General features: G+C 62.9%; 18 protein-coding genes and 1 pseudogene. 4 read left to right on the forward strand and 15 right to left on the reverse strand.

What is annotated here, in order from left to right; translation table 11 throughout:
• Nucleotides 1-2 precede the first annotated feature (2 nt).
• From ACUY2Y_RS10540 to ACUY2Y_RS10580, 9 genes are all read right to left on the reverse strand, one after another.
• Nucleotides 3-935, reverse strand: a complete 933-nt coding sequence (locus ACUY2Y_RS10540) for a cutinase family protein (protein ID WP_448326321.1) — start codon at nt 933-935, stop codon at nt 3-5.
• 26 nt (nt 936-961) lie between these two features.
• On the reverse strand, nt 962-1,450 hold the full coding sequence (locus ACUY2Y_RS10545; protein WP_448326323.1) for a hypothetical protein: 489 nt from the start codon (nt 1,448-1,450) through the stop codon (nt 962-964).
• Between the two features lie 5 nt (nt 1,451-1,455).
• Nucleotides 1,456-3,429 (reverse strand): alpha/beta hydrolase-fold protein, encoded by a 1,974-nt coding sequence (locus tag ACUY2Y_RS10550; RefSeq protein ID WP_448326324.1) that lies wholly within the window; start codon nt 3,427-3,429, stop codon nt 1,456-1,458.
• Nucleotides 3,430-3,648: 219 nt separating this feature from the next.
• Nucleotides 3,649-4,662, reverse strand: coding sequence for an alpha/beta hydrolase (locus ACUY2Y_RS10555; RefSeq protein WP_448326326.1), 1,014 nt, complete (start codon nt 4,660-4,662; stop codon nt 3,649-3,651).
• 98 nt (nt 4,663-4,760) lie between these two features.
• Nucleotides 4,761-6,560, reverse strand: coding sequence for a hypothetical protein (locus ACUY2Y_RS10560; RefSeq protein ID WP_448326327.1), 1,800 nt, complete (start codon nt 6,558-6,560; stop codon nt 4,761-4,763).
• Between the two features lie 10 nt (nt 6,561-6,570).
• Entirely contained in the window at nt 6,571-7,554 is a 984-nt protein-coding gene (locus ACUY2Y_RS10565) for a decaprenyl-phosphate phosphoribosyltransferase (RefSeq protein WP_259901975.1), read from the reverse strand.
• A complete protein-coding gene (locus ACUY2Y_RS10570) occupies nt 7,551-8,075 on the reverse strand; it encodes a phosphatase PAP2 family protein (RefSeq protein WP_210574513.1) in 525 nt (174 codons plus the stop codon). Before ACUY2Y_RS10570 ends, ACUY2Y_RS10565 begins: the two co-directional genes overlap by 4 nt.
• Nucleotides 8,065-10,002, reverse strand: a complete 1,938-nt coding sequence (locus ACUY2Y_RS10575; protein ID WP_448326397.1) for a glycosyltransferase — start codon at nt 10,000-10,002, stop codon at nt 8,065-8,067. Before ACUY2Y_RS10575 ends, ACUY2Y_RS10570 begins: the two co-directional genes overlap by 11 nt.
• 871 nt (nt 10,003-10,873) lie before the next feature.
• Entirely contained in the window at nt 10,874-11,107 is a 234-nt protein-coding gene (locus tag ACUY2Y_RS10580; protein WP_448326330.1) for a three-helix bundle dimerization domain-containing protein, read from the reverse strand.
• Nucleotides 11,108-11,432: 325 nt separating this feature from the next.
• Between ACUY2Y_RS10580 and ACUY2Y_RS10585 the strand changes: the two genes are divergently transcribed.
• On the forward strand, nt 11,433-12,737 hold the full coding sequence (locus tag ACUY2Y_RS10585; protein ID WP_448326332.1) for a glycosyltransferase family 87 protein: 1,305 nt from the start codon (nt 11,433-11,435) through the stop codon (nt 12,735-12,737).
• 86 nt (nt 12,738-12,823) lie between these two features.
• Here the strand turns inward: ACUY2Y_RS10585 and ACUY2Y_RS10590 are convergent, their stop codons facing one another.
• Nucleotides 12,824-13,396: a TetR/AcrR family transcriptional regulator gene (locus ACUY2Y_RS10590; protein WP_448326334.1), complete on the reverse strand. Its 573-nt coding sequence runs from the start codon at nt 13,394-13,396 to the stop codon at nt 12,824-12,826.
• A 73-nt stretch (nt 13,397-13,469) separates the two neighbouring features.
• Here ACUY2Y_RS10590 and ACUY2Y_RS10595 point away from each other — a divergent pair, with 73 nt between their 5' ends.
• Nucleotides 13,470-14,144, forward strand: coding sequence for a GAP family protein (locus tag ACUY2Y_RS10595; RefSeq protein WP_448326336.1), 675 nt, complete (start codon nt 13,470-13,472; stop codon nt 14,142-14,144).
• A gap of 84 nt (nt 14,145-14,228) precedes the next feature.
• Nucleotides 14,229-14,420, forward strand: coding sequence for a hypothetical protein (locus tag ACUY2Y_RS10600; RefSeq protein WP_259901982.1), 192 nt, complete (start codon nt 14,229-14,231; stop codon nt 14,418-14,420).
• A 210-nt stretch (nt 14,421-14,630) separates the two neighbouring features.
• Here the strand turns inward: ACUY2Y_RS10600 and ACUY2Y_RS10605 are convergent.
• The 4 genes and pseudogenes from ACUY2Y_RS10605 to glf all read right to left on the reverse strand — a co-directional run.
• Nucleotides 14,631-14,999: pseudogene (locus ACUY2Y_RS10605) on the reverse strand (DUF4143 domain-containing protein); the annotation flags it as partial.
• 602 nt (nt 15,000-15,601) lie between these two features.
• On the reverse strand, nt 15,602-15,997 hold the full coding sequence (locus ACUY2Y_RS10610) for a hypothetical protein (RefSeq protein ID WP_448326337.1): 396 nt from the start codon (nt 15,995-15,997) through the stop codon (nt 15,602-15,604).
• A 162-nt stretch (nt 15,998-16,159) separates the two neighbouring features.
• Nucleotides 16,160-16,282 (reverse strand): hypothetical protein, encoded by a 123-nt coding sequence (locus ACUY2Y_RS10615; protein ID WP_448326338.1) that lies wholly within the window; start codon nt 16,280-16,282, stop codon nt 16,160-16,162.
• Nucleotides 16,283-16,291: 9 nt separating this feature from the next.
• Entirely contained in the window at nt 16,292-17,479 is a 1,188-nt protein-coding gene (gene glf, locus ACUY2Y_RS10620; protein ID WP_448326340.1) for a UDP-galactopyranose mutase, read from the reverse strand.
• Nucleotides 17,480-17,622: 143 nt separating this feature from the next.
• Here glf and ACUY2Y_RS10625 point away from each other — a divergent pair, with 143 nt between their 5' ends.
• Complete coding sequence (locus ACUY2Y_RS10625; protein WP_448326342.1) at nt 17,623-19,794, forward strand: N-acetylmuramoyl-L-alanine amidase; 2,172 nt, start codon at nt 17,623-17,625, stop codon at nt 19,792-19,794.
• On the opposite strand, the gene glpK is transcribed toward ACUY2Y_RS10625, so the two are convergent.
• Nucleotides 19,795-21,315 carry a glycerol kinase GlpK gene (glpK, locus tag ACUY2Y_RS10630; protein ID WP_448326344.1) on the reverse strand — a complete coding sequence of 507 codons (1,521 nt, stop codon included), beginning with the start codon at nt 21,313-21,315 and terminating at the stop codon, nt 19,795-19,797.
• Between the last annotated feature and the right edge of the window lie 6 nt (nt 21,316-21,321).

Genomic DNA, 21,321 nt, shown 5'->3' on the forward strand with positions numbered 1-21,321 from the left:
AGTTAGTTTTTGCTGTCAATACTTTCGCGAATCCACTCTACGGCCCATTGGCTCGCGGTGGAGCCAGGAATCACGTCTGGATTCGATGCGTACATGGCGTGCACGCCCGTGGCTTCCACGAGCTCGCGTGCGCGGCCCAACGCATTGCCCACGTCTTGGGGCGCGTCGCACACGGTGTCCGCGGGCGAACAGATCTCGATCGCCCGGTCGTTGAGTGCCCCAAAGCCGCCGTCGCGCGGGCCTCGCATCGTCGCGCCTGGCACGACCGCCTGAACGACGCGGTTGAGCGGCTGCAGCGCGATCTCCGCACCGATGCCGTCGACCGGGTTGCCCGGGTTGATGCCCACACCGTTTTCGCGGCGTCCATCGGCAATCATGATCGCACCACGAACCTTCTCCGGGGCGACCACGCCACGATGGTTGCCGATGTCGCTGGCGATATCACCCACGATCACCGCGCCCTGGGAGAACCCGGCGAGAATGAACTCGGTGGAGGGGCACGTCTCGTCGATAAAGCGCAGCTCCGCGTTCATCCGGTCGGTGCCCTCGTTGCGCGAGTCGTCGTAGCTCATCTCTTTACGGCCGTGGGAGGTCTGGATGTTCTTGAACTGCGCGGTGTACGGCAACGTCCACACACGGACATGGTTGATGTCGTACTGCTCCTGCAGCGGCTTCGTGATGGACAGCATGAAGCTCTTCGGGTTCGCCTGCGGCATAAACGGGTCATCGTCCTTCGACGACTCCCACGTACCCGGCGCGGAGATGACCTCCACCGCCGGGCACCAGTCCGGCTCCTTGGCCTTCGTCTCCTGCGGGCGGGGAGGAAAAGGCGCTTGCGGGCTATCGCCCGTGCCGAGCCATTGGGCCGCGCCGAATGCAATGACGCCGAGGACGGCGAGCGCGGCAATGATTGTGAGAACTCTCCGGGTACGCACGAGCGTGCGGCCCTCCTTCTAGCTGCTTAGCAGAGGTTATCGCGTGCCGCGGTCTCGATGAGCTCGGACAGCTCTTCGACGTCCATGTCCGTAGCCTGCTGCTCGACGAGCTGCCCGGCCACCGCGTCACGCGTGACGGTACTTCCGTCGCAAATGGTACGAGCCGTACCTACCAGTTGCTCCTCATTTCCCTCGACGTTGACTCCGCCTTCGCGTAGAGCTTCCAGGAATGCTTCGTCCGTCTCCGGGCGCATCGGTGCGGCGTCGGGGGTGTTCTCCACCTCGCTCGCCGCACCCTCGCCCGCCGCCGGGTCGTCGGCCGGCGCGGCAGGTGCTGCGGAGCTGGACTCAGTCGATGCTTCCGTGCTCGTCGCAGTGGTCGTCTGTTCCGCGGAGCTCGGCACCGCCGGAGACTGAGTCTCCGTCACGTCGTCGCTGTCCACAGTCGCGCCCCCGCATGCGGCGAGGGTGAGCCCCGCCGCCGAAAGGAGCGCTGCGATCGCTGTTTTGCGCATACCGTTTAGTTCTTCCGCTCGCGGACCTGGCCGAAGATCTGGTCCAGGGTGCCGTTCTCGAAGGAGATGGTCAGGCCGCCGGTCGGGATCTCCTTCATATCGGAGGTCGGCCAACCGAACTTGCCCTGCTCCCAGCCGTTCTTGCCCCAGTGGTCGAAGATCTCACCGTGGTAGATCACGTGGGCACCGGTCTTCGGCGACCAGTAGATATTGCCCTTCTCGAATTCCTGGAAGAAGCCGCCCTTGATCTTCTTCTCGTTGTCCTTCGGGAAGCCCAAGTCGGAGCGGGCGCCGCCCATCTCGCCGTACTTGGCGCCGATGGCACCGAACACGAAGAAGTGGTCGGTCTTGCCGTCCTTCTCCGGGTTGCGGGTCAGGTAGCCCTTCTCGAATTTCTGGACGTAGCCGCCGTCCGCTGGCTTGGCCTCCTCGACTGGGTAGCCCAGGGAGCCCTTCTCGTAACCGGACTTGCCCCATGCGGCGAACATATCGCCCGGGATCGCCTGCGCGCCGGTGTCCGGAGTCCAGTAGACGGAACCGTGCTCGAAGTGGACGAAGCGTCCCTTGCCGTCCGGGGTTTTCAGCTCGCCGGTCTTCGGGAAACCGAGCCAGCCAGCCGGGCCGCCAAGTGCGTTGTACTTGGCCAGGATGGCACCGAACAGGACCTGCGCCCCGGTCTCCGGGGACCAGAATGCGGTGCCGCCACGGAATTCTTCGGCCTTGCCCTTGCCGCTGGCAACGTCGTACTCGTTGGTGACGCAGCTGCCGATCACACCGTTCTTGGTGGCCTCGGCGATGGCGCCGACCGGCGCACAGTCCGCGCCGCGGTCGACCTCGGAGACCTCGAGGGCATCGGCGATGTGCGGCCATGCCTGGGTCATTTCGAACTGCCAGTAATCCCAGGCGTGAACACCGGACGGGCGGTACCGCGTGATGATCGGCACGCCCGCCTTCTTCGCGTAGCGCTCGAAGGTCTGGGTGGACATGCGGGAGATGACCTCCAGGCCCACACCAGCCGGCACTGCCGGGCCGGTGGCAACGGAACCCGGCTGGCCGTAGTCGTCCTGGCCGGAGCCGGCGGAGACGTAGACAGTCTTGCCCTTGAGGTTCTCGATGCCCAGCTTCGGGTCGTGGTCGACCCAGTCCTGGGAGCCCAGCGGACCCCACATCGCCTCGGAGTCGTAGCCGCCTGCATCCTTCTGAGCCGCCTTGATAGCCATCGGCATGCCGGTGGTGGTGGTGTCCAGGTAGCCGGAGAAGGAACCGACGAAGTTGAACAGGTGTGGGTTGCGCTCCGCCAGGTTGACTGCGGCGGTGCCGCCCATGGACAGACCGACGACGCCGCGCTTGCCGTTGGAACGGTACTGGTTGTTCAGCAGCGGGACGAGCTCCTTGGTCAGGAAGGTCTCCCACTTGTAGTTCTTGCCGTTATTGGGCTTCTGCCAGTCGGAGTAGAAGGAGGACTCGCCGCCGATCGGAAGAATGACGTTGACGTTCTTGTCAGCGTAGAACTGCTCGATATTGGTCTCGATGGTCCAGCCGGAATCGTCCTCACGTGCGCGCAGGCCGTCGAGCGCCCACACCTCGGGGAATTTCGCCTGCGGGTTGGAGTGCCAGTCGCGGGCCAGCAGGATCTGCACCTGGATCGGCTTCTCCGGCATCGACGGAGAATTGATGAACACGGCGACGCGGCGCTGCGTCAGCCACTCGATGCGGTCGACGGACACGCCCTCGGGCAGACCTTCGATCTGCGGGTGCTCGTCAACCTCGATCGGCGTGCGCGGCGGCGGATCGGACGGGCGCAGGCCGTCGGAGATGCCTCGGCCAGAGGACAGGGAGCTGGACAGGTCGGAGGAGCCGTTCTGCGCGACAGCCGGCACGACTGCTACCCCGACAGCGAGAGCTGTGGGAACTGCGGCGACTGCGAGCAATTGGCCTTTGGTGACCTTGCGGGGAGAACGTCGGGGTGTAAAGCGCATGTTAGAGAGCCCTTTTATTGCTTGACGGTATGGCGGACTAACGGGCGCTCCGCCCTGGGGGTTCCCCTCCCCCAGGCCGGGCCCGGTCTTCGTGATGAAGTTTAAGTTTCACTTGAGACTTTACCGCAGGGACACGCCGTGAACACAGAAAAACCCTGGAAAACAATGACCACAGCTGTATCTGCAGTCACCGTCACCCAGGGTGAATCTAGCGGCGATTTACCACGCGTTCATGTGCGTGAGCACGCGGCCCTTCGTCTTGTGCAGCTGGCTGCCGAACTGGTCCCAGTTGTGCAGACCCTGCGCCGGGTAGTCGGAGGTGACGCGCAGACCCTGCGCACGCGCCTTCGCCTCCCAGACGCGGGTGGACACCATCGAACCGAACTCGAGCGCCATGCCCGCAGCGCGGTGCTGCGGCAGGTACTTCGCATCGACCGCACCCGGGGTGCCGGAGCCGGCGGAGACGTACACGTCGCTGTTGCGCAGGCCGCCCATATTCAGGAACGGGTCATTGGCGAAACGGTTCGGGTTGAGCAGGGAACCGTACATCGCGTTCAGGTTGTAGCCGCCCGCGTCGAGCAGCGACAGACGCAGCAAGGTCTGCATGCCCGGCAACGTGGTGGTCAGGTAACCGGAGAAGGACAGGACCTGACGGAACTGGTTCGGGTGCTTGGCCGCCAAGTTCATCGCCGCCGTGCCGCCCATGGACAGGCCGATGATGGAGTTATTGGACGGCGAAACACCGAACTGACGCTGCAGGTAGCCCGGCAGCTCACGGGTCAGGAAGGTCTCCCACAGGTACGGCTTGCCTTCGCCGTACTTCGGGTCATACGCCCAGTCGGCGTAGAAGGAGCCCTCACCGCCGACCGGCATGACCAGCGTGATGTTGGAGTTCGCGTACACCGCGGCAGCGTTGACGTCCTTGACCCATGCGTTGGTCTTTTCCGTCGCGCGGAGACCGTCGAGCAGGTACAGGCCCGCATTACCGCCACGTGCGGCCGGCACGATCTGCACCGGGATGGTGCGCTTCATCGCCGGCGAGTACACATCGCAGCGCTGGACCCAGTACTTGACCGGATCCCAGGTGCAGTGTCCGGTGGCATCGCGGCGCAGCCAGCCGCGGTTATCGGCAGCCTTGGCCCCTTCCGGAGTCGCCACCATCAACGTCATTGCTGCGGCGAGCGCCATGAGCAGGGCCAGCAGCGAACGACGGAGAGACTTAGTCGCGTTCATGTGTCCACCAATCAGATAAGTCAAAGATTTTCAGGATTACACACAGGTGTATCGCAAAGCGTTACCGTGATGTTATCAATCTCTGAATTCTAACTCTACTAGTCCGCTGGCCAGGCAACTCGCTGTCCAGATAGACCGACGTCTTCGCCGCGCGCAATGCGAGCTTTCGTTTCCTCATCGAGGTACACAGCCGGATCCGAAGCGATTTCCAGGGTGCGCCCCTTCGTCAGCGCGAATTTCATATTCGCCATGAATCGTTCGGCACTCATCGGCTCGCGCGAAGTGGCCAGCAGTTCAGCGACCTCAGGCGTGCGCAATGCCGCGCGCGCCTGACGCACTTTCTGCTTATCGTCGTCGTTCCCCAGCAGCCCCTCCACGTCCACAGCTGTGTCCGCGAATTTCCAATGCCCTGGCAACTGTTTGTCATGGCCGATGCGGCCGTCCTCGATGCGCGGTTGGCGTGCCGCAAGCGGGGTGGCCAACCCGACATCGTCAAGCACGCGCATCTCCAAGTCGGCATTCGCGCTGATCATTCCCAGGTTGATCAGGTAAGCCGTGGGCGCGATATTCTGCAGGTCCGAATCCTTCCCCACGCGATCCAGCGCCACCCAGTCGTAGACGAACGGGTCCTTCTGCTTCAGAATGATCGCGAGCGCACCCGCATTCTTGGCTTCCGCTTCTTCGACGGCTTCCGTCCACCCGTTCATCAGGTCGCTGGTTAGGAAGTCCTCTTTATACCGTGGCGGATCGCCCGACTCGCGCAGCAGCACCGCCGTCCAGAACTCCCGCTCGTCGACGATGGTCAGATTTTCCGGGTCCGCCTCGAACGGTTCGAAACCCAACTCGTGACCACGCGCAACCACGATGCCCGCCCACAGCGCCAGGGCCGCAGTACAGATGCCGCCCACCAGAGTTAGCGGCACCACCGCGACCGGCAGCAGCATCGCGAACAGTGGCAGAAGCACCATGCGCCCGTGCATGAAGTCGCCGCCGACCCGCACGACGTAGAGCAGGTGCAGCAGACCGCAGCCGACCGCGACCGCCGCCACGAGCTTCTCCCGCGAGGACAAACGCAGCGCCCAGTAGATGCCGAGCCCCGCAGCGACAATCACCGGTGCCCACAGAGCATACGGGCTGACCGTGTCCCACACGTAGCCTGCGCCAGTGCCCCAATGAGCACCAGATGCCGATTTCGCCACGGCAGTGTGCGGGGTGAGCAGGCCGTAATAGCCCATGCGGAAGATCTGGTAGGCCGCCGGCACCGGCAATGCCGCCGCCAGAATCAGGCCGATCCGCTTCCAGTCTGTTCGCGCCGTCGCGAGCAGCACGATCCCGGTGATGCCGCCGTACAGTGCCAGTTCGGGCCTGACCAGCCATGACAGCCCAGCCCAGAATGCAAGCCACAGTTCAGCCCGCCCGCCGGCGGACCACTTGACCAGCAGCGCCCACCACACACCGATCCATGCCAGCGACAATCCCCACTCGAGACCGGAGGTGGCGAAGTCCCGCGCCGGCGGAAGTGCGATATAGATGATCACACCGAATGGCGCGACCAGCCCCGGATGCACACGCTGCCACAGTGTGCCCGACGCCATCGTCGCCGAAACCACGCCGATCACGGTCAGCACAAGCGCCAGCCACATGGCCACGTCCTCGAGACGCAGGCCAGGTACCCAACTGAATGCCACGATCAGGTACTGCCAGAGCGTCGACGTGTTCGTCTCCACGCGCTCGCCGAGATTGAAGACTGGGCCGTTGCCCGCCAGGATATTGCGCACCGTGCGCAGCACAATCAGGCCATCATCGCTGATCCAGCGGCGGGCCCACCCGCCCACAAATGCGAGAACGCCCGCAAGAGCTGCCGATACAAGCAGCGATATGCGGGCGCGTTTTTCCATGCGCGATATATTAACCCATCGCTGGCGCGACGTAGACAGCCATCACGATCGCGAGGATCCACAGCAGGGCGAGCGCCTGCAGGACGCGGTCCTCGAGCGCGATCTCGTCCGGCGCGCCGCCGTTGCCGCTATCTACCTCTGCGGCGTAGCGCAGGATCGCGATGATGAACGGCACCATGGAAATCTGGTACCACAGGCCCTGGCCTTCCTCGACCCCGTCGCTAAGCGTGAAGCCCCACAGCGCGTACGACATGACCACGGCTGTCGCGGACAGCGTCCACACAAAACGCAGGTATGTCTGCGTGTAGCCCTGCAGGGACTTGCGGATTTTCGCGCCCGTGCGTTCCGCCAGCAGCAGCTCCGCGTAGCGCTTACCGGACGCCATGAACAGCGAGCCGAATGCGGCGACCAGCAGGAACCACTGCGAGAGGTCGATTCCCGCCGCCACGCCACCGGCCATCGCGCGCAGCATGAAGCCCGACGAGACCAGCGCGATATCGATCACCGGGATGTGCTTCCAGCCGAAGCAGTAGCCCAGCTGCAGCAAGATGTACACGCCGACAACCGTGGCCAGCGCGCGCCCGTCCGTAGCTAAGAACGACAGGCCGATCGCGAGCGCGATGAGCACAACGGCCATGACGTACGCGAGGTTGATCGGCAGCATGCCCGACGCGATCGGGCGGAAGCGCTTCGTGGGGTGCTCACGGTCCGCGTCGACATCGCGCGCGTCGTTGACCAGGTAAATCGAGGACGCGCCGAAGCAGAACACGATGAACGCCAGCGCGATATCGATGAAGGTGCGCGACGTGAACGCGTCTGCGCCCGCGGCCAGCGGCGCGGCGAGCACCAGGACGTTTTTGACCCACTGCTTCGGCCGCAGGCCTTTGATCATCGCGTCCGGCAGGTTCTTCGGAGCCGTCTTCTTCCGGTTGTAATCGACGCCCTCGGTGTGGGGCTCGGACTTCAGAAACGGCTCGTCTACAGGCTGTGTCACGCTGTTCGCCTCTCAATGTTGATTGCGGCTCGTGCCACCCCGATACCGAGCAGCGCGCCGGCCAGGGTGTCCGTGGGGTAATGCACCCCCAGGACCATGCGGGAGGTCATCATAATTGGAATTCCGACGTACGGGAGTTTCGACCCGGTGATGTCGGCAAGATGAACCATCGCAGCGCTTGTCGACGTCGCGTGCGAGGACGGGAAACTCATCTTCGACGGAGTTCCCACACCGATTTTCACCCGCGGATCATCGGGCCGGCGTCGCCGGACAATGCGCTTGAGCACCACCGACGCCGCATGGGAGGTGAAGGCACCCGCGCCCATGGCGAGCCATTTACGTCGCCTTTGCTTATCGACGGCCGCGCCCGCCCCCGCGATCCCCATCCACCCCAGGGCATGCTCGCCAAAGTGGCTCATGCCGCGTGCGGCGGGGAGGACGCACGGGGCGTCGAAAAGCGCGCCCTGAATGCGCTCGAGGACTTCCGCTTCCTTGCTATCCCACGAGTTCTTATTGCTCATTGAAGATCTTCTCCCAGTTCTCGTGGCTGGTCAGCTGCGGTTTCGCCTCCCGGTACGCGTGGGTGAGCTCCGGCCACCGCTCCTTGATCTGCTTGTGCAGGGCGCGCGTTTCTGCCATCAGGTCATGCGCGAGCTGCTTGTCGCGCTTGCGGAATGCCACGCCCGTGCCGCCCGCCGTGGACACCGTCGCCGAATCCACGCGCGAGAGCGTGTACCAGCGAGCTTCCTCAGCCGTGAGGTTGAGCTGCGGTGCCTCCCAATGCGCGCGGTCTTCGTCCTTGCGCATGTGCAGCAGCGACTTCACTGCCCACGGGAGTTTCTTGACCTTGGCCAACCGTCCGCCGAGCTTGTTCGTGGGCACGCCCGGCGCGCCCGTCGGCGCCGGCAGGTCCGAAGCCGACTCGATGATCTGCGCGTCCGAGTAGTCTTTGCGCACCCCCTGGATGCGCGGCAAGGAGGACTCGAGAATGTCGAAGAGCTGATCCGGCCCCGCGAGGAAGTCTTTGATCGCCTCGATCTGGATTGCCATCGTCGAGTACTCCATGCACATGAAGTGCTTGTAGCTCGAGCGCAGCATGGACCTGAGCAGGCCGTTCGGCTCGCCGTCCAGGTACATCGACGCAACGATCAGGCGGTTGCGCATATGGAAATACGCCTGCCAATCAATCGCGTCGTCCTTGTCCGCCCAGGCCATGTGCCAGATCGCGGCACCGGGCCAGGTGACCGTCGGAAAGCCTGCCTGTCCTGCGCGCAGCGAGTACTCCGTGTCGTCCCACTTGATGAACAGCGGAAGCGGCAGACCCATCTTTTCCGCGACCACGCGCGGGAAGAGGCACATCCACCAACCGTTGAACTCGACGTCGATGCGCCGGTGCAGCGGGCGCGACGTGGTCTTGCGCGGGTCGAGGTCCTCTTCCTCCGTGCCCACGTAGCCGAGCGGGTACTTGGCGAAGTCGTGGTCGTACACCGCGTGCGGCGCCGCTCCCCACATGAAGTCCGCGCGGTTGACCTGCTCGCCCGAGGTGCGCAGCTGGCTGCGGTCCTGCAGGTTGAGCATCTGCCCGCCCACCAGAATCGGGCTTTTTGCATAGCGCGCCGTCTGCACCGCACGCAGGATCGAATCCGGCTCAATGGCGATGTCGTCGTCCATGTACAGAATGAACGGCGCATCCGTCTGGTGCAGGGCCTCGTACATGATGCGGGAGTAGCCGCCCGAGCCACCAAGGTTGCCCTGGCTGAAGATCTTCAACCGGCCGCCGAGGTTCTCCTCCGCCTCCGCGAAGTCCGGCTCGTCCGCCGGGTGCTGGTTGCCCTGGTCCGGCATGAGCACATCCGTGATCGCGCCAAGCACCAGCGGATCCTCCGCCAGCGCATGCAGCGCGTTGACCGCGTCGCGCGGGCGGTTGAACGTCGGGATGCCCACCGCGACCTTCTTTTCCGACGGTTCGATCGTCGTCCCGTCCGGCAGCACCTGCTGATCCGGTTCCTGCGGCGAGCACCAGCCCGCATTCGCGATCGTCGCGTCCGACTCCGCGTTGATGTCGAACCACAGCCAACCGCCGTCCTCGAAATTGGCCAGCTTCAGCGGGATCTCCACCCGCTCGTCCTGCGCCTCCACATTGGTCACCGCGATGCGCACACCGTCGTGCTTGGAGCGGTACACCGAGATCGTCGCCGCACCCTCAACATCCATGGCCAGCACCACCGTGTCCAGCTGCGACCAGCGACGCCAATAGCTCGCCGGGAACGCGTTGAAGTACGTCTGGAACGAGACCTCCGCCCCTTCCGGCACGGTCACCCGCGTCCGGTCGGGCCAGCTCGCCCTCTTCGTGTTCTGCTCCGACTCGATCAGGTAAAGCATCCGCACATCGTGCGGCTCACCCTTCCGGGGCAGCAGAATGCGTTGCAGGACATCCACGGCTTTCATGTCATTCACGGACTCAACGTTAATAGCTGGGCCAGAAATGCACTCCCCCGGCGCGCGGGACCGAGACCGTAATAACGACTAAAACGGCTCTTCCGGTTTCGGAGTGCATAGCGGGGTGAAATAGTACACTGCGGGTTTAGCGGGTCACCCGCTGAAACTTGCAGCGCCTTGCTACTTTCATTCGCCGTAGGTTTGAGGCAAGCCGGTGACGAGCCGGGCATCTTGGAAATCTGGAAAAGGGGTCATCATGTTCAAAAAAGGGCTGGCGTGCGTGAGCGCCACGGTGCCCTGATGTTGGACTTCAGCCGAACGATGTAATCCGGGTGGGGGGAGACGACTAACCACGCAAACTCGCGCTAAACCAGCGAACATGTATTTAGGAGGATGGCCTTGATGCGTAAACAGAAAAGCGCAGCCTACTGGTGGAGCGTTACTGTCGTTGTAGTTCTGTTCATCGCAACGCTTGTAATCAATTATCTAGCAGGACTAAGTGCTGATGAATCATATTTTGGAGCACATTGGTGGCATCGTCTGGCATGGATTACGCCACTGTTGTTCTTGGCTTCTTTGATTTGGGCCTGGTTCGAGCACAGGAAGGTGCATCGGTATCCGCATTGACCCATATTTAGTAGCGTCGGGCGTGAATGAGAGCGGCACAGACACCAGATCCACTTCTTCAAGCGCGATAGCTCGGATTCCGTCCCGGACAACCACTCCATTACTCACCGCTACAACTCGGTGAAGCCGCGCCCAAAGCGATAGGAGTGGATCGACGTTGACTCGGCCTCCGATTCCGCGAGCGGGCCTGTCAATGGATGATACGAAAAAGCCCCGTGCCAGCTGGGCTGGGACGGGGCAGATTCGGATCGCTTTATGCGGCAACCAGGGATCCGGAGAAGTCACCGGTATCGAGGGTGCCGTCTGCGAAGCGCGAGAGCTTTTCAGCTGCATCGCGGCCGGCAAGCACGGGAACCCAATCGGTCACGTTCGCCCGCTGCAGGTGCTCGCTCAAGGTGTCGCGGAAGATCGTCTCGACGATGTGTGCGCCGAGCTCCTCATCGAACCGAGCGTGCAGGTCCTTGGAAATGTTGTTGATTGCGATCATGGCATCCTCCTTTCGTAATGCTGATTGCCATGAAATTGAAGATGCGCCCGAGGGGAACCCCGGGGCAAGGTCTCGAGCTTTCGCCCGTTGTTAACCTGGCGTTAACTTTAGCAGATGGTTGGTGAGCAACAAGCATTGATAACCTTCAAACAAATAACCGTGCCCTATGCAGGCACAATAGCGTGAATAAAAATAGATCGAATGTTGCCGCGGAAGCTGTGTTCATGGGCCGTTCACTTAATGGCTTCGAAATGAACACTGCTGTTAACCTTATGGTCATTTTGGGAGGCTCATTATTCTATTTCGGCGTGCTAATCTCCCGGCTGTGCTTATCGACGACTCCCCTGCGACCCGCCGCGCCACTGAGGCCGCGGGCGCACCGGTTCACCGCATCGCAATCCCGCTGCTCTACACGCTGATGGGTTTCGTACTTCTCCGCTCGGCGTTCATGTTCCCGCTGATCAATCCGGGCACGGACTTCACGCCGATCTGGACCGCAGCAAATAAATACTGGGCGGGCGAGCCGGTGTTCAACTCTGACTACACCATCGATATGCCGCACTATCTCTACAGTCCGGCGGGCACCGTCCTGATCTCACCGGTGGCGTTGTTCCCCACTGAGTCCATGGCCCGAGCCGTAATGGCCTATTTGGGCGCGGCTTCGATCATCGGCGCGATCGCATTGGCGTCGTGGATGGGCTCCCGCCGCTGGTTCCACTTCGCGTTCCCGCTCACCGTGTCCTTCTTCTTCATCACCCCGGAGCCTGTCCAGTTCACGTTGGCACTGACCAATATCAACGGCTTCATGCTGCTGCTCGAGGTACTGTTCGTGTGGCTTTCGTTGCGCCTGCGTGAAAAAGGTGTCGGTTGGAAGGGGCACTTCAACCGCCCGGAGGCGTGGGCCGCTGGCATCGTGGCCGGCATCGCGGTGTCGATCAAGCCGCAGTTCGGCGTCCTTTTCATCGTGTCGTTGGCGTTCGCGCAAGTCGCCGTCGTCGCTGTTGCGGCGCTGGTCTCCATCGTCACATTCGCGATCGGCTGGTTCACCATTGCCGAGCCCGAGCTGTTTTTCACCAACCTCGTCCCCTACTTGAGCGAACCCCGCCCCCGGTTCAACGGTTCGATCGGCGGGCTCGCCATCGTGCACGGCTGGTCGGATGCGACGGTGATGGCGCTGACGGTGTTGACGCTCGTGGGGACGCTGGCAGCCGTTGTCACGCTATGGCGCTGGAAGGAAGTCGACCCGGTGATGTTCAGCTTCACGGCGATCGCTGTGTGCTTCGCCGGTGGCTTCATGGTCAGCGGGCTGATGCAGAACTACTACGCGATCTGGTTCATCCCGTTCGTGCTCACCGTGTGCCGCCCGCGCTCCCCCATGCATTGGCCGGTCACTGTCCTGGCGCTACTGCTCACCGTGGCCAACCCGCTCTGGCCCGCCACCGGCAACGCCACGATCGACGAAATGGTCACGCACATGCCGGGCTTCATGTTCATGGCGCTGCCGCTCATCGTCGCGGCGTGGGGAGCGGTCCAGATCCTCAAAGACCGCAGCGAGCCAGAAGCGGTCGTTGAACCGGAGAGTTTGCGGTCCACCTCGTTGAGCACGGAATCAGCGTCAGCTGGGTTGTAGCACCACCCGCGGCAGCCTTGCTGCATTTCGACGATTGTTTGTCTCGCATCTCGCGTGCGCGAATGCTTTTCGGCAACACAAGGAAGCTAGCCGCCGAGAATCAAGCGAAGGCCTTCACGGAGGTCGCCGACGACACGATCTGCTTCCGACTCAGGAGTACTCAGGTTGTCAATAGCCAAGCCGTTCACCAGTGCCGTGATCAGCCGCGACTTACGCTCGGCGTTGCCCTTGCCGCCTAGCGCCTCTACGACCGTTAGCTGAAAGCCGCGGAGCACCTCGCTGTAAAGCTCAGCTATCCAGTCACGCGTTGCCGAGGCCGAACCGTAGGTGACCCAGATCGCCGCGTCTTCGAATCGCTCGCCACCGAGGGGGAGAAGCTCAGAAAGCCGTACAACCCACTCCTCGAATGCATTGTCGGGCTCTTGTACCGCACGCACGCGGGCACTCTGCCGCCGAAAGGAGCGAATGAACGCGTGAGCCAGCAGGGTCTCCTTGTTTGAGGCGTGGTACTGCACGGATCCCGCGGCGAATCCGGATTCCTTGGCCACTTCGCGCACGCTGACTGCATCGAGGCCGCGTGACGCGATAATTCGGATGGTCGCATCCGCAACGGCAGCAGCCGATTCCGAGAACTGGTGGTCCAGCGAAAAGTCATTCATGGTTGCATACAAGCCTAGCCTGTCGTACGTTCGTAAGAGTCCCTTACGAACGTACGACAAAAGGTTTCCCGCCATGCACTCCCTCCTTCCGCTCGTCGGTTTAGCTCTGCTCGACAGCTTGAGCATCGGCACGCTCGTCATCCCTCTGGCACTCATTCTCATGTGGCGAAACGTGCGCATGCCCGCGCTCGCTGCCTACCTGCTCACCGTCGCGGCGGTGTATTTCGCCCTTGGAGTCGCCATGCTCCTCGGCTTCACTGGCCTCGGCTCGTACGTAGAACGAATCACCGACACGCCCGTCTTCCCCTGGATCACCCTCGTAATGGGAGCAATTCTCGCCATCTTCGGGATCTTTGCGCCCGACCCAGTCAAACCCGCCCCGGGCGAGCTACCGAAGCAGCTGAACAAGCCCATCCAAACCAGCCTGCCCAAGATGATCATCTTGGGGCTGGGAGCCTCCGTGACGGAAGCAGCGACCATGCTGCCTTATATCGCGGCGATGGGAATCATCAGCGACTGGGACACCCCGATGGCAGGACAGGTAGCAGCCATCGCCGCGTACTGCGGGGTCATGATCGCGCCGACCGTGATCTTGGCGGCGATCGCGCTCGTTGCGGGACAGAGATTCTTCCCTCGCCTTGAGAAGGCCATCCCCCGCCTTCAGTACGAGGCCAAGGTGACGCTCCTCTGGGTCGCGGCGATTGTCGGCATCTACATGGTCATCAACAGCGTGGGCGCTATCCGCTAACCCTAGTGCCCACGCGGCTGATCGGTGTGCCGGCTGCACTCCCCCATACACTGGCCGGTCACCGTCCTGACACTGCTGTTCACCGTGGCCAACCCGCTGTGCCCAGCGACGGGCAACGCAATGCTCGACGAAATGGTCACGCACATGCCGGCATTAATGTTCATCGCGCTGCCGCTCATCGTCGCGGCGTGGGGTGCAGTGCAGATCTTCAAAGGCCATTGCGAGCCGGACACAGTTGTTGAATCGGAGGCCGCGGGCAGGCACGCGCTGGCATAAGCCTCGCGCCGGCAGAGCCAAATAGTAAAGATAGCAAGAGATAGTAAAGAGTGGGCATGCCTGCAATCGCGTGACGTTTTCTCCTTGGGCACCTCCGAATCGCAAAAAAGCGCGATAACCGCTTAGACCTTTTCAAGGCAACAGCTGCGGCAGCTAAAGGCCACACTTGGGTTACCTCCCTTCTAAGCTGCGGTGCGCCGCGCGCCATTGCTACGGTCCCAGCGCCCCGATCGGGATCACCGTGACGCCATCGTTGCGTCGGATGGCCGGGCCACCAGAAGTGATGACCACCAACGCCGGATCGTCCTCTAGCTGGCCAGCGAACCGTTTGAGCGTGTCGGCGGCGTGATCGATTACCTCGGGACTGTAGCCGAGCTTCACCTCAACGAGCACGTCCCGGCCGCCGGCGTTCGCGACCGCGTCTACCTCTAATTTCGTGTTCAGACGAGCGTGGTAGACCGTTCTGCCCGTGAGCGCCCGCAGTTCATGTACCACGAGGGACTCAAAGAGTTGGCCGAAATATGCGGGATCGCGCAGCAGGTGCTCCGGACCGCGATCGAGTGCTGCCATGGCGAAGGAGGGGTCTGCGAGGTGGCGCTTCGGCGCCTTCCGAAGCGTCGCCTTTGAGCGAAGTGCGTGAACCGCGCTGGCTGATCCACGGAGACGAAAATGCTCGCTAGTGCGTCGAGATAGTCCCGTGTGGTTACGCGCGACGAATCGGAATCGGTCGCAATGGTTTGCAGCTCAAGCTCTGTGCCGACACCGCAGGCAAGCGAGCGGATCATCCGCCTCACACGCTCAGAGTCACGATTCACGCCGTCAGGAGCATGGATGTCTACGTCCGCGACAGTCTGTACGTAGTCTCGGACGTTCTCTAACGCGTCTTCGAGCGGTAGACCAACGTTGTACGGCAATCCGCCTCGGCACACACGTTCAGCGAGTTCAGGCAGCGTTAACGAGGGAGCGGAAAACGGCAGCGAATCACCAGCGACCACTGCGGCAAGAGAAACCGACCCGTCGGATTCCCCGGTCTCGAACAAGGTCATCGTCGACATAGTTATGCGGGCAAATCGGCCTGCGCCCGAGTGGCTCGTCGCGTCCGCCCCGGGTGCCGTCGAGCCGGTGAAGATAAATTGCCCCTTCGCCTGGCGCGTGCCGCGATCCATCAGACCAGGCTCTCACTACCGAGACAGTGGCCGCCCTCGGTCATCGAGCCCCCTCGCACGAAGGTAACGCCTGGTACGAATGCCAATTCGGACGCCGAGGATCGAATTCCCGACGAACAGGAGCGTGATCGCTGCGTACACCACCGGCTGCCAGGGATCTGCCGCGGCATCCCCCAGCGCTTGGACAATGAAGTAGCCCCCGACGAGCACGGCGGCCACTGCGAGCGCCACGGATACCCAGATCTGGTCTCCTGGCGACGTGTCATTGTCGAGCGTGCGACCCTGTTCGTCTTCAGTCGGCCACGGCATCGTCATCTTGTCGTCCTCCGCGCTCGTGAGCTGCTGAGCGCTCGCTCCAATTCTCCATCCGCAAGACGCGGCAAGTACACGCCACTCGTGGAGTGTTATCATAGCAGCTAGAAGAATCAGGATGTCATTTTGAAAGGCATCTGGTTTGCGTTTTGAAAACCGGCAGGTTGTCATTTCGAAAGCCATCCAGTTGGCGTTTTGAAACCCGTTTGCATGGCGTTTGGGAAATGGGCGTGAGGGGGAGCGTCGATAAGCAAAAATGCCCTAGCGCATCAGCATCTGCCGAGGCGGGGCGAGCGCGTCGCGCTCGGCGGCGACCACCAAATAGCGCTCGATCACGCTGGCGCAGTGCGGGCACGAGAGGTGCACAAAAATTTCTTCAGCCACGGTCTTCTCCTAGTGCCCACGCGGCTGGTCGATGGGCTTGCCGTCTTCGAAGTAGGTGCGGACGTGGTTGTCGAAGACGGACAGGGCGGCGCCGATGGCCATGTGCATGTCCAGGTACTGGTAGGTGCCAAGACGGCCACCGAACAGGACCTTGTTGTCGCGGGATTCGGCGGCGGCGAGACGTCGATAAGCTTCTAGCTTCGAGCGGTCCTCGGGCGTGTTGATCGGGTAGTAGACCTCGTCGTCGTCCTCGGCGAAGCGGGAGTACTCCTTGACGATGACGGTCTTGTCGTCGCCATAGTCGCGCTCCGGGTGGAAGTGGCGGAACTCGTGGATGCGGGTGTACGGGACGTCCGCGTCGTTGTAGTTCATCACCGGGGTGCCCTGGAAATCGCCGGTGTCGAGGACCTCCTGCTCGAAGTCGAGGGTGCGCCAGCCGAGACGGCCCTCGGAGTAGTCGAAGTAGCGGTCGAGCGGGCCGGTGTAGACGACCGGGGCGTCGGGGGACTCGGCGCGCAGCTCGTCGCGGACGTCGAACCAGTCGGTCTCGAGCTTGACGTCGATAAGGTCGGATTCGGCCATCTTCTCCAGCCAGGCGGCGTAGCCGTCGACGGGCAGGCCTTCGTACTTGTCGTTGAAGTAGCGGTTATTGAAGGTGTAGCGCACCGGGAGGCGGGAGATGATTTCCGGTGGCAGGTCGGTCGGGTCGGTCTGCCACTGCTTGGCGGTGTAGTGCTTGACGAAGGCCTCGTAGAGCGGCTTGCCGATCAGCGCGATGCCACGCTCTTCCAGGTTGGTGGCCTCGGCCGGGTCCTTGCCCTCGCGCTGCTCCTCGATGAGCGCCTTGGCCTCGTCGGGGCTGTAGTAGCGGCCGAAGAACTGGTTGATCAGGCCCAAGCCCATCGGGAACTGGTAGGCCGTGCCGTCGTGCATGGCGAACACGCGGTGCTGGTAGTCGGTGAAATCGGTGAAGCGGTTGACGTACTCCCACACGCGGTCATTCGAGGTGTGGAAGAGGTGGGCACCGTATTTGTGGACCTCAATGCCGGTTTCGGGTTCAGCTTCGGAGTACGCGTTGCCACCGATGTGGGCACGCTTTTCGACGACAAGAACGCGCTTGCCCAATTCGCTCGCTGCTTGCTCGGCAATGGTGAGGCCGAAGAACCCGGATCCGACGACGATGAGGTCATAAGTCATAGGCCCAAGGCTAGCGGGGCGCGGTCGGTGGTGGATGGCGCACACGCGACACGCCACAAAATCACATTGACCACAGTTTTCACATTCGTCGCTTAGGATCTAGATTAGTCACAGCTGTCACTATTTACTCAGGAGCGTTCACCGTGAAACAACGACGTCGGCTGAATCCGTCTTCTGCCAGGAAGACCCCGGTCCTCGCGGCCGTCACCTCCATCGCGCTTGTCGCCGCAGGCGCATTCGGCGGCAACGAGATCCTCAAGACCCAAGACGTGGGCGGCGGCGAGGTGAATGTCACCAGCTCGTCTGCTTCCTTCGGCGACGGCGAAAACGTCGTGGTGCAGGACGCAGCCATCGCGACACAGGGCGAGGGCGACGAGCCCCGCACGGTGAAGGAATTCACCCGCGACGAGGAATTCTCCATCTTCGGCCTCACGTGGAAAGGCGAGCGCGACATCGCGGCGTACGTCCGCGCCGAGCGTGCCGACGGCACGTGGTCGGAGTGGTACCGCATGGACCCCGAGCCCGGCCCGGAAGGAACCGAGGTCCAGGGCACCGAGCCGATCTACGTCGAACCGACGAAGAAGATCCAGGTCTCGACCACCAACGTCGACCTGGGCGAGACCAACCTCGACATGGCCGAGACCAACCTCGACATGGCCGAGACCGTCACCGACCAGGACGAGATCCCGGACGTGCCGGAAGAGCCAGCGCTTAACGACGAAGCCCTGCCGAGCTCCGAGGTCGTCGACCTGCCGACTGTCCCGGATCCGGGTACCCCAGCAGCAATTGGCGATGTGCCTCGCGCGCTGCCATCCAACCTCGGCGACATCGCACCTGTCGCAGATGTCGAGGAACTGCCGGAGGAAGCTCCGGCCGCACCGGAGGCACCGGAGGCACCGGAGGCACCGGCGAATGCGCAGCCAACCAGTGCTGATGACCTTGAAGCTGTGTTCATCAACGGCGGCGAGGGCACTGTCGACGGCGAGATCGCGCCGGCGCAGTCCAACGCCAATGGCATGCCGCGCGTTGTCTCCCGTTCTACTTGGGGCGCTGGCCGCAGCAGCAACCCGACCTACACCGAGCCGGTCAAGGCCGCGACTGTGCACCACACCGCGGGCTCCAATAACTACTCGGCGGCACAGGCACCGGGCGTCGTCCGTGGCATCTGGCAGTACCACGCCGTGACACGCGGCTGGGGCGACATCGGCTACAACGCACTGGTGGACAAGTACGGCAATATCTACGAAGGCCGCGCAGGCGGCCTGGACCGCGCCGTCGAAGGCGCACACGTCGGCGCCTTCAACCAGCACACCTTCGGTGTATCCATGATGGGCGACTACAACTCGGCCACCCCGAGCCAGGAAGCGCTGCGCGCCATGGGTGAGATCATCGGTTGGAAGGCCGCAGTGGCCAAATTCGACCCGACCGGCAGCTCTTACCTGCAGGCTAACTTCAGCTTCCCCGGCTCCAAGTACGGGGCTGGCCAGGGCAAGACATTCCCGAATATCAACGCCCACCGCGACTTCCACCACAACGATTGTCCGGGCGACAACCTCTACGCGCAGATGGACACCATCCGCCGCTACGCCAAGGAAAAGTACGACAAGACCAACGGCGGCAGCACGTCGCCGTGGCAGCCGTCGCAGCCGAGCAGTGACTCGAGTGACTCGAACACTTCTGATTCGAGCACCTCTGACTCGAACAAGTCTGATTCAAACACCACTGGGACTGTCGCGAATGAGGACGGATCGACGACCACGATCAACAACCTGACTAAGACCTCGAGTGCGATCTCCTTCGAGAAGGTTCTCTCGGGTGACCCGACGGCGATTGCCGCTGCTGCCGGCACCGTCGCCGGTGCGCTGCTTCTGGCAGCGGCCGCGAACGACATGCTGCCGAGCCAGGTACAGCACATCGCGAACCTCGAGATCCTGCCCGGCATGACACTGAGCAGCATGCGCCCCGTGGTGGGCCAGGTCGTCAACCTGGTCGGCAGCGAGGAAGCCAAGGACACCTGGGGCAAGCTCGAGCCGACGCTGGGCAAGCTCGACGGGGTTATCCAGGGCGTGGGCGGCGACCAGTACGGTTTCTTCGAGAAGGGCATCGCGATCCTGACCGGTGACGGTGAAGAGATCGTCATGCCGGAGAAGATCGCCAACGCGTGGCTCAAGCAGGGCATGGACTTGGGCCCGCTGGGTCGCCCCGTCAAGAGCGACGGCGCGGCGAAGAATGGTGACGCCCGCATCGAATTCGAACGCGGCAACATCACCTACTCGGCGAACACCGGCAACGTGGACGTGAACGTCGAGAAGTAATTAGGCGAGGTCGAGGGAGCGGGAGACCGCTTCTTCCCACTGCGCGATGAGCCGGTCCCGATCGGGGCCGGCCATTTTGCTTTCCCAGGTCGTTTCCCCGCCGAGACTCAGCGGTTTGTCCGCGAAACCGGCGCCAACGCATGCGGCGCTCGCGGCACCCATCACGGTGGTCTCCATATTGTCCGGGCGGACCACATTGGCACCGAGGGCATCGGCCTGCATCTGCATCAGCAGGTCGTTGCCGGTCATACCTCCGTCGACACGCAAACTGTCCACCGTGATCCCGGAATCGGCTTCCATCGCACGAACGACCTCGACTGTCTGGAGGCAGGTCGCGTCGAGAGCCGCGCGGGCGATGTGGCGGCGATCGGTGTACCGGGTGATGCCGGTGATCACGCCGCGGGCATCGGGGCGCCAGCGCGGGGCGAACAGACCGGAGAAGGCGGGAACGATGACGACTCCTGCTGAGTCGTCGACCTGCGAAGCGAGTGTTTCCGATTCAGCGGCGGATTTCAAGATCCCCAGCTGGTCACGCAGCCACTGAATGAGCGAACCGCCGACGGCGACGGAGCCTTCCAGGGCGTAGACCGGCGGCTTGCCCGCCTCCTGGTACGCGACGGTGGTGAGCAAGCCGTGGTCGGAGAACTGCGCCTCGTCGCCGGTGTTGAGCAACATGAACAGGCCGGTGCCGTACGTCATCTTCGCTTCACCTTCGCCCAGGCAGCCCTGGCCGAACAACGCGGCCTGCTGGTCGCCGAGCACACCGGTGATCGGCACATCACGCGTGCCCTTCTTGCGGCGCATCGCACCGAAAGACCCGAAGCTGGGACGAATCTCCGGCAGGATCGCGCGGGGCACGCCGATCTCTTTGCACAGTTTCTCGTCCCAGTCCAGGGTCTTTAGATCCATGAGCAGCGTGCGCGACGCATTCGTGACATCGGTGACGTGCTGCACACGGCTGCGGGAGGTAAATAGGTCGAACATCCCGCCCTTCTTGCTGCTGTGCGCACCGCCGGTGAGGTTCCAGATCAGCCATGTGTCCACCGTGCCGGCGAGCAGCTCGCCCTTCTCCGCTCGCTCGCGTGCGCCCTCGACATTGTCGAGGATCCACGCCCACTTCGGCCCCGCCGGATACGAGTTGGCCAGCAGACCGGTTTTGCGCATGTAGCGGTCCTTCGGCGCATTCTCGGGACCGAATTCTTCGGTGCGGGTGTCCTGCCAGCAAATCGCGTTGTAGATCGGCCGGCCGGTCCGTTTATCCCAGATCACGGCGGTCTCACGCTGGTTGGTCAGGCCGACGGCGTCGACGTCTTCGAGCTCCAAGTCGGCGTCGACAAGCGCCTCTGAAAGCGCGCGCCGCGTATTGCGCCAAATCTGCCGTGGGTCGTGCTCGACCCACCCTTCACACGGCATGATCTGCTCGTGCTCGAATTGCGCGGTTCCCACCACGTCGCCTTCGGCGGTGGTGATGTAGCAGCGGGTCGACGTTGTGCCTTGGTCGATGGCGGCGATGAACGGCATGGGGCT

The organism is Corynebacterium sp. 20-84, from assembly GCF_053479455.1.